Raw genomic sequence first — 12918 nt, 5'->3', positions numbered from 1 at the left:
AATACCCCACCCCACCCCAACCCTCACCTTGGCAGGGGAGGAAGCTGAAAATCAGTTCGTTGTTTTCACAGGAGTGTCTGGCTTTTTGTCATTACCCGCGATGTACGGGCTCCACGGCTGGGCGCGGATGGGTTTGTCGGTCTGCCAGACCACATTGAACTGCCCGTTGGATTCGATTTCGCCGATCATCACCGGTTTGTGCAGATGGTGGTTGGTTGCATCCATGGTCAGCGTGAAACCAGACGGGGCGGCGAAGGTCTGCCCGGCCATTGCGGCGCGGACTTTATCCACATCGGTCGTTCCGGCTTTTTCCACCGCTTGCGCCCACATATGGATACCGACGTAGGTGGCTTCCATCGGGTCATTGGTTACCGCCGAGTCGGGGTTCGGCAGTTTGTGGGCTTTAGCGTAAGCCTTCCATTCGGCGACGAATTTCTTGTTAGCTGGATTATCGACGGACTGGAAGTAGTTCCACGCCGCGAGGTCACCGACCAGCGGTTTGGTGTCGATGCCGCGCAACTCTTCTTCACCCACCGAGAACGCCACCACCGGTACGTCGGTCGCTTTCACGCCCTGGTTCGCCAGCTCTTTGTAGAACGGCACGTTGGAATCGCCGTTGATGGTGGAGATCACCGCCGTTTTCCCGCCTGCGGAGAATTTCTTAATGTTGGAAACGATGGTCTGATAATCGCTGTAACCGAACGGCGTGTAGACCTCTTCGATATCGCTGTCTTTCACGCCTTTGGAATGCAGGAAGGCGCGCAGAATTTTGTTGGTGGTGCGCGGATAGACGTAATCCGTGCCGAGCAGGAAGAAGCGTTTCGCCGCACCGCCGTCTTCACTCATCAGATATTCCACCGCCGGGATCGCCTGCTGGTTAGGCGCAGCGCCGGTGTAGAAGACGTTCGGCGACATCTCTTCGCCTTCATATTGCACCGGGTAGAACAGCAAACCGTTCAGCTCTTCGAAGACCGGCAGCACTGATTTACGCGAAACCGATGTCCAGCAGCCGAATACTACGGCCACCTTATCCTGCGTCAGCAACTGGCGGGCTTTTTCGGCGAACAGCGGCCAGTTAGAAGCCGGATCGACCACCACCGGTTCCAGCTTTTTGCCCAATACGCCCCCTTTGGCATTGATGTCGTCAATGGTCATCAGCGCGATGTCTTTCAGTGGCGTTTCCGAAATCGCCATGGTGCCGGAAAGGGAGTGCATGATGCCGACCTTGATGGTCTCGGCAGCCTGTGCGCTCCAGGCTAATCCCATGCTGACTACGGTGGCGGACAGAGCAAAGGCTTTAATAAAACGTCGACGTTGCATAGATGTACCCTCTGAGAATGAGTTAAGAGAACGCTGTTATGTAGAAAGTCGAAAACACATTTAAAAAAGTCATGACGGAAGGCTTCCGTCATTCTCCGCCCGGGCCTGATGCAGCATATGCAGTGTAATTTTGCGCACCTCGGCTTTGCTGACGGCAATATGGTCGTGTAGTTGGCGTTGTGCCTCCTCAGTGCGTTGCCCGATGATGGCGAGCAGAATGCTCGCGTGTTCAATGTAGGTGGCGCTTACCCGCTCGTCTTTGGTGAAATCCAGCCGGCGGATGATGCGGATTTTCTCGGTCAGCTCGCGGTGAATACGCGCCATTTCGGCGTTACCGGCGGCGGCGACCAGCGTCATGTGAAACTCTTCGTCAAAGCGCGATACCGTCTGCCCGTCTTCGAGGCGCGGCTGGTCTATCCAGAAATCTTTCAGCTCGCCCAGTTGCAGGGGCTGCGCTTCGGGCGGGCAGGCGCACAGGCGTTTCACCGCTTCCAGTTCCAGCACAATGCGCAGGTCATACAACTGCTCGAAGAAGTCGAAATCGAACGGGCGCACCTGCCAGCCGCTGCGGAAAAACACTTCGACATAACCTTCACGCTCGAGCCAGAACAGCGCCTGACGCACCGGCGTGCGGCTGACTTCCATGCGATCGGCGATGTCGTTCTCGCTGAAGCGGTCGCCCGGCAGCAGGCGAAAGCTGAAAATGTCGGCCTTCAGCTGCTGATAAATACGTTCCGCCAGCCCTTCAGGACGGTTGCTTTTCGTGCGTGTCGATTTGGCGCCTGTCAGTTGCATAAAAAGTCCTTTGTGGGTTTCACCCGCTTAAACCGCTAAATCCAGCCACAGCAGCGCATCGCCCGGCCCGACCGGACGGCCCTGCTGGCAGCTGATTTTTAATACCGTTCCGGCGCACGGCGCGTTGACCGACAGCTCCATTTTCATGGCCTCGACGACGATCAGCGGCTGACCTTCCACCACCTGCTGGCCCGGTTCGACCAGGATTTTCCAGATATTGCCGTTGAGATCGGCGCTGACCAGATGCCCGTCCTGATCCGCATCGTCCTCCTCTAACTGGACGGCGTTGGCTGCCGCGTCCACCGCCGCGCTTTCTGCTTCATGCCAGTGCGCGACTTCACGGGTAAAGGCCTCGGTCTGTTTTGTGCGAAAGTCAGCGATATCGGCGGAGTTGTCGGCAAGGAATTGGGTATATTGCGCAAAATCGAACTCTGTCTCTTCGATGCGCACCTGTTCACGTCCTTCGCGGAAGGCGTCGCGCTGGGCGTCCAGCTCCGCTTCAGTCACTTCATAGAAGCGCACCTGATCAAAGAAGTGCAGCAGCCACGGCTCGCCATTTTTGAACTGTTCGTTCTTGAGGAATTTATTCCAGATCGGCAGCGTGCGACCGACCAGCTGATAGCCGCCCGGCGAATCCATGCCGTAGATGCACATGTACATCCCGCCGATGCCGACCGTGCCTTCGGCGGTGTAGGTACGCGCCGGATTGTATTTGGAACTGAGCAGGCGATGGCGCGGATCGACCGGCACTGCGCAGGGCGCGCCGAGGTACACATCGCCCAGCCCGAGGATTAAATAGCTGGCATCGAAAATGATGTTTTTGACTTCTTCGCGGCTTGCCAGCCCGTTGGTGCGCTGGATGAAATCGACGTTATTTGGCAGCCACGGCGCATCGGCGCGCACGGTCTGCTGATAACGTTCCACTGCGCCCAGCGTGGCGGAATCTTCAAACGCCATCGGCATATGCACGATGCGGGTCGGGATTTTGAGCTGGCTGACATCTGCCAGACTGTGTTCGAGCGTCAGTAAATGCTCAAGCAGCGCGCCCTGATGCAGCACGCGGCTGTCATAACGGATTTGCAGAGACCGCACGCCCGGCGAGAGCTCTTCGATGCCCTCCTGACCGGCCGCACGGATGGCGTTCATCAGCAGATAAATGCGCATCCGCACCGCCAGATCCAGCACGTTGTCGCCGTACTCAATCAGCACGTAGCCATCGCCCGCCTGCCGGTATTCCACCGAAGGCCGCTGTGCCGTGGCCGGTAACGCCGCGAGAATGGTGGCTGACACGGTGGCGTCTGGCAGCAGCGACGGCACCGGCAGCGCCATGGCGTTCACCGGCATCAGCGAATCGACAGTGCCTTGCTGCGCCAGTTCCAGCGCCTGTGCCTGTTCGAAACTGATCGGATGGAAGTGAATTTTATCCCCCGGTTTGACCTGCCCGACTTTCCACAGCTCGGCTTTGGCGATGGTCACCGGGCAGACGAAACCGCCGAGGCTTGGCCCGTCCCGGGTCAGGATCACCGGGAAATCGCCGGTAAAGTTGATGGCGCCAATGGCGTATTCACAGTCATGCACGTTCGACGGATGCAGACCGGCTTCCCCGCCGTCCTGCCGTGCCCACTGCGGTTTCGGGCCGACCAGACGCACGCCCAGGCGGTTGGAGTTGTAATGCACCTGCCATTCGGCGGCGAAGAAGGTATCGATCGATTCTTTGGTGAAGAAGTCCGGTGCGCCGTGCGGGCCATAGAGCACGCCGATGTTCCACAGATCGCCATACACCGGCACGATGTTGTCGGCCGCAGGCTGCGGCAAACCGACCGGCGCGGGCGTGGTGCAGGCGGCGAGTTCGGGCTGGGAAACCGTCAGCATATCGGCGACGCGCAGCGTGCGGCCAGCGTGACCGCCAAACTGCCCGAGGGCAAAGGTCGAACGGCTGCCGAGATATACCGGCACGTCGAAACCGTTACGCACCGCAAGATAGGTACGGCAGCCCTGCGTGGCGCGGCCAAGGGTCAGCGTCTGACCGGCTTTGACCGCCACCGGCTGCCAGTAATCCACCGTCTCGCCATCAAGATCTGCCGGACAGTGCGCACCGGTCAGCGCAATCGTGGCATCGCAGTGAAAACGCAGCGTCGGGCCCTGTAACGTGAATTCCAGACCGGCGGCGTCAAGGTGGTTACCGACAATGCGATTGGCGAGGCGAAATGCAAAATCATCCATTGGGCCGGACGGCGGCACGCCGATATCCCAGTAACCGAGACGGCCCGGATAATCCTGCACGCTGCTGTAGGTGCCGGGGGCGATCACTTCGATGGCCTTCGGCGCATAGGCAAAACTGTCGAGCATTCGTGTCCACATATCGCCAGCGCGGAACACCGGCGTGGCCACGACCTGACGCAGATAATCAATATTGGTGGCGATGCCGTGCAAACGGGTGGCGGCCAGCGCGGCGGACATTTTTGCCAGCGCATCCTGACGGTCGGTGCCGTGGACGATCAGCTTGGCGATCATCGGGTCGTAAAATGCTGACACTTCGCTGCCGGTAGAAACCCAGCCATCGACGCGGACATCCTGCGGGAAAAAGACTTCGGTTAGCACACCGGGGCTCGGCTGGAAGTTTTTCAGCGGATCTTCGGCGTAAATCCGCACTTCCATCGATGCACCCTGCGGTGCCCGCTCCAGATGCGGCCAGTCGAGCGGCTCACCGGCGGCGACGCGCAGCATGCATTCGATCAAATCCAGCCCGGTGACCATTTCGGTGACCGGATGTTCGACCTGCAAACGGGTATTAACCTCGAGGAAATAAAATTCATCGCGCGCGGCGTCATAAATAAATTCGACGGTACCGGCGCTGCGATAATTCACCGATTCGCCCAGCTGCACGGCGGCGCGATGCAGGGCTTCGCGACTGGCCGGTGGCAGATTCGGCGCAGGGGTTTCTTCTACTACTTTCTGGTTGCGGCGTTGCAGGGAACAGTCGCGTTCGCCGAGCGCCACAACGCGACCTTTACCGTCGCCAAAAATCTGCACTTCGACGTGGCGGGCGCGATCCACAAACCGCTCCAGAAACACGCCGGCATCGCGAAAAAACTGTTCGCCCAGGCGTTTCACGCTGTCCCACGCGGCACGCAACCCGTCTTCGTCATCGCAGCGCGTCAGGCCAATGCCTCCGCCGCCTGCGGTGCTTTTCAGCATGATCGGATAACCGATTTTCGCCGCGGCAATCACCGCGTCTTCAATGCTTGCCAGCAAACCGGTGCCCGGCGTCATCGGCACACTGGCGGCTGCGGCTAATTCGCGGGCGCGGTGCTTGAGGCCGAATTCACGGATTTGTCCGGCGGTCGGGCCGATAAACGCAATGCCAGCGGCGTCGCAGGCATCAGCAAATTCTGCGCTTTCGGATAAAAAGCCGTAGCCGGGATAAATCGCCTGCGCGCCGGTTTCTTTCGCGGCGGCCAGAATTTTGTCGATCATCAGATAGCTTTCGCTGGCCTTTTCACCGCCCAGCGCAATGGCGATATCGGCATCGGCTACGTGCGGCGCATTACGGTCGGCATCGGAATACACGGCCACGCTGGTGACCCCGAGGCGTTTGAGCGTGCGGATGGCGCGGCAGGCGATTTCGCCACGGTTGGCGACCAGAACAGTCGTGAACATAGGTGTGGCTCCTCAGGCGTTTTTCAGGGAGGCGAGGTGAGAGATGTAACTTCTCCAGCCGCCAAAATGGGTGATGTCAGTGGCGTCAGGGATTGCCCACGGCTCGCAGATAAAGCCTTTCACCGTGCGACCGTCGGCCAGTTCCAGAGAGCCGATGCCAAGCGGTGCCGGAATTTCGGCGACGAACTCGCCAAAGCGCGCCAGCGGGATGTCCCACAGTTCGACGATAATCGCGCTGCCGGTTTCTGCCCGTACCAGCCCCGGTTTAGGTGGCGTGGTGTTGGCAAGGGCGTAGAGTTTGTAAGTGGCGGCGGTGGTGGTTTGCTCGATGCGCACCGCGTTGCGGCTGGTGAGCTGGAAATTTAGCGGCATACCGGTGAGATGCGCCCCGACAACCGCAACGCGCACGCTGGCGGTGAGCGGCGTGGACGTCATATATTCTTCCGGCTTAAGCGTAATGCCGGTCGCGCCGAGCGGCAGGGTCAGGCTGCGCTGCCACTGGCGGCCAAAGCTGGCTAAGGCATCGTCGTGCCAGGCGGGCGCGACCAGCGTGATACCGGCGGGCAGGCCGTCAGCGCGAAGACTCGATGGCAGCGCCAGCGCGGATAAATCCGCCAGATTGGTGAAGTTGGTGTAAATCCCGAATTGCGAGTTATAGAGCACCGGCTCCTGCACCATTTCTTCCTGCGTGCGGATTGTCGGCGAGGTCGGCACCACCAGCGCATCAAACCCTTCCAGCGCCAGATTAATTTTGCGCGACAGCTCCGCACGCAAGTATTCTGCCCGCCAGGCGTCGCAGGCGCTGTAGTTCAGGCCGTTCGCCACAATGCCGCGCACCACCGGATCCATCACTTCCGGGCTTTCCTCGAAAATCTGGCCGACCGCTACCGTGCGTTCAGCCACCCATGCGCCGTAATACAGCTGCTCCGCCAGTTCGCGGAACGGCGTGAAATCGATCGGAACCAGCGTGACGCCGCTGCTGCTCAGCCGATCCAGCGCCTGGTCGAATTCAAATTCGGCCTGCGCATCACCAAAAAACTCCAGACTGTCGGGTACCGCAAAGCGCGGATGGGCGGAAATCGCCACCGGCGCAGTGCGTGGATTCGGGCGTGAATAGGCATCGGCGGCGTCATATCCGCCCGCCGCGTGGGCGACGGTCTGGGCATCGGCGACGGTCAGGGCGAAGATGGAAACTGAGTCATTCAGGCGGCAGGCGGGCACGACGCCTTTGTTCGACAGCCAGCCTTTTGTGGGCTTAAGGCCAACGACGTTATTGAATCCCGCAGGCACGCGGCCAGAACCGGCGGTGTCGGTGCCCAACGAGAAAGCGACTAAACCGCGCGCCAGTACTGAAGCGGAACCCGAACTTGAGCCGCCGCTGACGTAATCCGGGTTGAACGTATTGCGCACCGCACCGTACGGCGAGCGGGTGCCCACCAGGCCGGTGGCGAACTGGTCGAGATTGGTTTTGCCAATGACAATCGCGCCTTTGGCTCTCAGATTGGCGACGACGGTAGCATCGGCTTCGGCGGTGTAAGTGAACGCCGGACAGGCGGCGCTGGTCGGCCAGCCTGCGATGTCAATATTGTCTTTGACTGCAAACGGCACGCCAAACAGCGGCAGGGCAGCCATCGAGCCTTCAGCCTTTTGACGCAAGCTTTCGAGATGGGCAATCTGGTCTTCCAGCTGATTGGCCGTTGCACGATAAATCCAGGCGTTATCGGTATGACTCAGACTGCCCAGCACCATGGAAAGCGTGGTACGCAAACTGCCCGGCGCCGTGCGGTAGTGCTCTTGCCATTCGCGCAGGGTAAAACCGCGAAACGGCGAATTCGTAGAATGTGAAGCGTGGGTCATAGGTTGAATTCCATCTGGTACACAAGATTGAATTCACCTAAGCAAGCCCTGTGCCACATCATTATTTATTGATTTCAAATGATTTATTATTTGGCTTGTGAATGCGTTGTACGTTTGTTGCACCATCACAGGAGGGCAACTGAGCAAAAAAGGGGCGAAGATTTGCACTTCGTGCAGTCGTCGTTCAACTTAAATGCATTATCATCTGGCCTACAATTAGCAAGAACGGCATATCTTTAAGATATTCATATCGCTTTGACGCTTTTAGGAAAATGCACTTGATGCCACTTCGCACTCTCTTCAGACGGCTGAAAAAGCTTTTACTGGTACTGATTCTGGTGGTTATCACGCTGCTGGCTGTGCGGACCTATGATGCCTTGCAGGGCCCGCCACTTGAGCCGTGGCACAAACTGGTGCCGGATGAACTGAGCGCAGAGCAGTTGGATAACAGCGACTGGCCAGCGTATTTGCGCGCTGAACAGCAGGCGTTTGTCGAAGTGAAGCAGGAAGTGACAGATAAGCTGGACGCCGAAGAGCGCATCCCGCTGAACCGCTATTACGACCGCAGCCCGATTTATCCCGAACATTTTGCGCAGGACTGGAACCGTTCTTATGAGCTGATGCCTGCGGGCAAGCCTGTCGGCGCAGTCGTGTTGTTGCACGGGCTGACGGATTCCCCTTATAGCCTGCGCCATATCGCCGAGGATTACCGCCAGCGCGGGTTCGTGGCGGTGGGTATTCGCCTGCCGGGACACGGCACGGTGCCGGGCGGTCTCACCAATGTGGACTGGGAACAGTGGATGGCGGCGACACGGCTGGCCGTGCGTGAAGCCCGTCGTGCCGCCGGTGCCGAGGTGCCGTTGCAGATGGTCGGTTTTTCTAACGGCGGCGCGCTGGCGATGAAATACACGCTCGATACGCTCGACGACGCGTCCCTGATTCGCCCTTCCCGCGTGGTGCTGATTTCCCCGATGATTGGCGTCACCAGTTTTGCCCGCTTCGCCGGTTATGCGGGCTGGCCGGCTATCTTCCCGGCGTTCGCTAAAACCGCATGGCTGAACCTGATGCCGGAGTTCAATCCGTTTAAATACAATTCATTCCCGGTGAAAGCGGCGCGTCAGTCCTATCTGCTGACCGATATCCTGCAACAGCAGATTATTAAAGAAGCGAAATCTGGCAGGCTTTCGCAGCTTCCGCCTTTGCTGGCCTTCCAGTCGGTAGTGGATTCCACCGTCAGCACCCGCGCGGTAGTCACCGCTTTGTTTAATCAGTTGCCCGCCAACGGTAGCCAACTGGTGTTAATTGATATCAACCGCAGCGCCTACGTCGGGCCGTTACTGCGTCCGTCGTCAGAAACCGCGGTTGAACGCTTATTGCCGCCTGCGCCAAGGCGCTATCAGACGACGGTGATCACCAACGCCGCGCCCGATCAGGCGGCAACCGTTGCGCAGATCACAGCGGCGGGGCAGACTGCCGGGGTCGCGACGCCGCTGGGGCTGGATTATCCTTCCGAATTCTTCTCGCTCTCACACGTTGCGCTGCCATTCCCGACCGATGACTCGCTGTATGGCCGCACGCCGCAGGGCCCGGCGCAGTTTGGTATTCGTCTGGGCACGCTCGCCGCACGCGGCGAGAATGGCGCGCTGGTGGTGAGCATGGATCAACTGATGCGCGTATCATCGAATCCGTTTTATCCTTACATGTTGCAGAGAATCAGGGGATTTTGAAGATCTGTGTCAGAGTTGAGCTCGTGAAGGCATTTACCAGTGTTAGTATACTCACCCAAAAGCGCTTGCGATTATATCGCGCGCTATATACATTGGCGGCATGAACATGAAAACAGACACCGAATCAACGCCCAACAGCATGCTGCATCTGGATCAGCAGATGTGTTTCGCGCTCTACTCCGCGAATCTTGCATTGCATAAGGTTTACCGCAAGTTGCTCGGCCAGCTTGATCTGACCTATCCGCAGTATCTGGTGATGCTGGTTCTCTGGCAGCGTGATGAAGTGACCGTCTCTGAGATCGGCGACAAGCTGTTTCTGGATTCCGCGACCCTGACGCCGCTGTTAAAACGGCTGGAGACCGCCGGTTTTCTGCTGCGCCGTCGCGCCAAAGCGGACGAGCGGCAGGTCATTATCACCCTGACCGACACCGGTAGGCAGTTGCGTGACAAAGCCAAAGAGATCCCCGAAGCGATTTTGTGTGCGACCGAGTGTGAGCTCAGTGAAATGGTCACGCTCAAACAGCAGCTGGAATCTCTGCGCGCGAACTTAAAAGATAAAGCCTGACGAACGCCGTTCAGCGAATGATTGATTAAACCTATCGCAGCAAACAGACAAATCCGGAGTGCGCTTTCGAGTTTGTCTGCTAGTATTAAATACATAGCACACGATTAAATCGTGTTAAATATTTCCAGTTAAGTCATCTTTGATTCTCAGTAATCTGACCCGAAAAGGAACGAAATATGTCTATCGAAAAAGTTGTGTATCGTGCTCATGCATCTGCTACCGGTGGTCGTGATGGCCGTGCTGTTTCTGACGACGGCGTATTAGATATCAAACTGGGCGTGCCGAAAGAAATGGGTGGCATGGGCGGCGGTACCAACCCAGAGCAGCTGTTTGCTGCCGGTTACTCCGCCTGCTTCCTCGGCGCACTGAAAGCCGTGGCCGCGCAGGAAAAAATTAAGATCCCTGCTGACGCGAAAATTGAAGGCGCGGTAGGCATCGGTGCCATCCCCGGCGGTTACGGTATCGAAGTTCAGCTTGATATCACTCTGCCTGGCTTTGAGCGCAGCGACGCAGAAGCGCTGGTTGCCAAAGCTCATCAGGTTTGCCCGTACTCCAATGCCACCCGTGGCAACATCGATGTCACATTGAATATTAAATGATTTTTTAGAAGTACCGCCTTCACCAGGGGCGTTTTAAGAAATACCCAGGAGGCTTCGGCCTCCTTTTTCATGTCTGGATTTCTCCCCGATAAAGACCCCACCTGACCTTCATCTCGCCTGTAAGCCGCTTTGGCACGGAACATTCCGGAAGTATGTATATATACGTAATCTCGGTATAATCTGTGAACTCACCAGACATAAACATGTCACAATGATTCAGAATCTTTCAAAATCCTCCGGAAAACCACATTACATGAATAGAGTGAAGACTCTATCGCAGCAAAATATTTCATTATTGTTAGCGATTTATATTGGCATTTTCCTCAATGTCTCCGTGTTTCAGCGCCGCTTTGCCGCCTTGATTAATCATTTCACTTCCACCGAACTGCTACAGGCCGTCACAGAAGTGTGTGCGATCGTCCTGTTTACTTTTTTCGTGCTGCGTTTGTTGTCGCTGGGTGGACGGCTGTTTTTCCGCATCGTTGCCAGCCTGCTGGTTCTGATTTCCGTCGCCGCCAGTTATTACATGGTGATGTTCAATGTGGTGATCGGCTACGGCATCGTGGTCTCGGTGATGACCACGGATATCGATCTCAGCAAAGAGGTGATTGGCCCGCAACTGTTTATCTGGATGGCGCTGGTCAGTGCCATACCGCTGTTCCTGATCTGGAAAAATGATCTGCGTCTGACGCTGATTGAACAGATGAAAACGCCGGGGCAGCGTGCGTTGCCGCTGATCGTTATGTTGGCCACGGTGCTGCTGGTCTGGTTGCCGCTGCGTTATCTTGATCACAAACAAAGCGTGAACGAGAAGAAAACTAACGTCGATTTACCGAGCTACGGCGGCGTTGTCGCGCACTCCTATTTACCGTCTAACTGGCTGGCTGCCCTCGGGTTGTACGCATACACCCAGATTGATGAAGGCCAGGATGCCAGCCATTATTTAGACCCGGCGAAAGAGTTTACCTACGTGCCGCCGGCGGATATTGATGACACCTATGTGGTGTTTATCATCGGGGAAACCACCCGCTGGGATCACATGGGTCTTCTGGGCTACGAGCGCGATACGACGCCGCGCCTGTCGAAAGAGAAGAATCTGGTGGCGTTCCGCGGGACTTCCTGCGATACCGCCACCAAGCTCTCGCTGCGTTGCATGTTTGTGCGCGAAGGCGGGACGGAAGATAACCCGCAACGGACGCTGAAAGAGCAGAACATCTTTGCGGTGATGAAATCTTTGGGTTTCACTTCTGAACTCTTCGCGATGCAAAGTGAGCTGTGGTTCTACAACAACGCCGACACCAACAATTTCTCCTTCCGTGAAATCATCGCGTCTGAAAAGCGTAATGACGGTAAACCGGTGGACGATATGTTGCTGGTGAATGAATTGCAGCAGTCTCTGAAAAATTACCCGAAAGGGAAACATCTGGTGATCCTGCACACTAAAGGCTCGCATTATCTCTATTCCCAGCGTTATCCGCGCAGCTACGCGCGTTATACGCCGGAATGTAAGAGAACCAACTGTACTAAAGAAGAGCTGATTAACGCCTTCGATAACAGCGTGCTTTACACCGACACCTTCATCGACAGCGTGATTGATCAGCTGCGCGACAAGAAGGCGCTGGTGTTTTATGCCTCCGATCACGGTGAGTCGATTGATGAGAACTCACATCTGCACGGTACGCCGCGCGAGATGGCGCCACCTGAGCAGTTCCGTGTGCCGATGATGGTGTGGGCTTCTGACAGCTTCCTCGAACAGCCGGACCACAAAGAGGCGTTTGAGCAGCTTCAGGCGCAGCAGCGTGTAGGGGCGAAGAAGCGCCACGTCGAGCTTTTCGACTCGATTCTGGGTTGTCTGGGTTATACCTCACCGAACGGCGGAATCAATCCGGCGAATAACTGGTGTGCTAAACCTCAGGCAGAACAGAAGTAATAGGTTAAATTGGCGGCGTATCGGATGATTTCTGGGCAGTCGGTGAATATGGATGAAAAAGCCGTTGACGCTCTGAAACCACCGCAGTAAGATGCGCCCCATTCGGCGAGTAGCGCAGCTTGGTAGCGCAACTGGTTTGGGACCAGTGGGTCGGAGGTTCGAATCCTCTCTCGCCGACCCTGGCCTGCGGCAGGCTGGCGATAAGCGGCTGAGAACTCTTGATCAACTGCTGTAAAACGCGACGGGACGGATGCTGCAATAACAGCTGCCAGCGGAAGCGTCCGTTGCGTTTAGCCGCGAGTGCGGGAACCGGCCCTAAAATCCACAGCGAGTCATCTTTGAGCGGGCTGGATTCCAGCAGATTACGTAACTGCTGGAGAAACAGCGGGGCTTGCTGATTATCGTGATCTTCAGAGCGGATCAAAATATGGCTGGTGTAAGGCGGTAAAAATACGCTTTTACGCT

The 12918-nt window shown here is 57.1% G+C and carries 8 protein-coding genes, 1 tRNA gene and 1 pseudogene; 5 read left to right on the top strand and 5 right to left on the bottom strand.

The window, feature by feature from the left end; all coding sequences use genetic code 11:
• Window positions 1–51 precede the first annotated feature (51 nt).
• The 4 genes from urtA to atzF all read right to left on the bottom strand — a co-directional run bounded on the left by urtA (window position 52) and on the right by atzF (window position 7632).
• Complete coding sequence (urtA, locus tag TU92_RS22115) at window positions 52–1320, bottom strand: urea ABC transporter substrate-binding protein (protein ID WP_112169549.1); 1269 nt, start codon at window positions 1318–1320, stop codon at window positions 52–54.
• Window positions 1321–1389: 69 nt separating this feature from the next.
• Window positions 1390–2115 carry a GntR family transcriptional regulator gene (locus tag TU92_RS22110; protein WP_112169547.1) on the bottom strand — a complete coding sequence of 242 codons (726 nt, stop codon included), beginning with the start codon at window positions 2113–2115 and terminating at the stop codon, window positions 1390–1392.
• Window positions 2116–2142: 27 nt separating this feature from the next.
• On the bottom strand, window positions 2143–5775 hold the full coding sequence (gene uca / locus TU92_RS22105; protein ID WP_112169546.1) for an urea carboxylase: 3633 nt from the start codon (window positions 5773–5775) through the stop codon (window positions 2143–2145).
• 12 nt (window positions 5776–5787) lie between these two features.
• Entirely contained in the window at window positions 5788–7632 is a 1845-nt protein-coding gene (gene atzF / locus TU92_RS22100; protein ID WP_112169544.1) for an allophanate hydrolase, read from the bottom strand.
• Window positions 7633–7913: 281 nt separating this feature from the next.
• Here atzF and TU92_RS22095 point away from each other — a divergent pair, with 281 nt between their 5' ends.
• The 5 genes from TU92_RS22095 to TU92_RS22075 all read left to right on the top strand — a co-directional run bounded on the left by TU92_RS22095 (window position 7914) and on the right by TU92_RS22075 (window position 12630).
• Window positions 7914–9359, top strand: a complete 1446-nt coding sequence (locus tag TU92_RS22095) for an alpha/beta hydrolase (protein WP_112169542.1) — start codon at window positions 7914–7916, stop codon at window positions 9357–9359.
• 106 nt (window positions 9360–9465) lie between these two features.
• Window positions 9466–9924: a MarR family winged helix-turn-helix transcriptional regulator gene (locus TU92_RS22090; protein WP_112169540.1), complete on the top strand. Its 459-nt coding sequence runs from the start codon at window positions 9466–9468 to the stop codon at window positions 9922–9924.
• Window positions 9925–10100: 176 nt separating this feature from the next.
• Window positions 10101–10523: an organic hydroperoxide resistance protein gene (locus TU92_RS22085; protein ID WP_056775755.1), complete on the top strand. Its 423-nt coding sequence runs from the start codon at window positions 10101–10103 to the stop codon at window positions 10521–10523.
• Between the two features lie 253 nt (window positions 10524–10776).
• The gene (eptB, locus tag TU92_RS22080) at window positions 10777–12453 is read left to right on the top strand and encodes a kdo(2)-lipid A phosphoethanolamine 7''-transferase (protein ID WP_112169538.1); all 1677 of its coding nucleotides are present in this window, start codon (window positions 10777–10779) and stop codon (window positions 12451–12453) included.
• Between the two features lie 103 nt (window positions 12454–12556).
• Window positions 12557–12630: transfer RNA gene (locus tag TU92_RS22075), tRNA-Pro, on the top strand.
• A 22-nt stretch (window positions 12631–12652) separates the two neighbouring features.
• Here the strand turns inward: TU92_RS22075 and TU92_RS22650 are convergent.
• A pseudogene (locus TU92_RS22650) lies at window positions 12653–12918 on the bottom strand (primosomal protein N'); the annotation flags it as partial.

This window comes from Rahnella inusitata, assembly GCF_003263515.1.
GTDB lineage: Bacteria > Pseudomonadota > Gammaproteobacteria > Enterobacterales > Enterobacteriaceae > Rahnella > Rahnella inusitata.
This window is presented reverse-complemented; position numbering and strand designations above follow the sequence as displayed.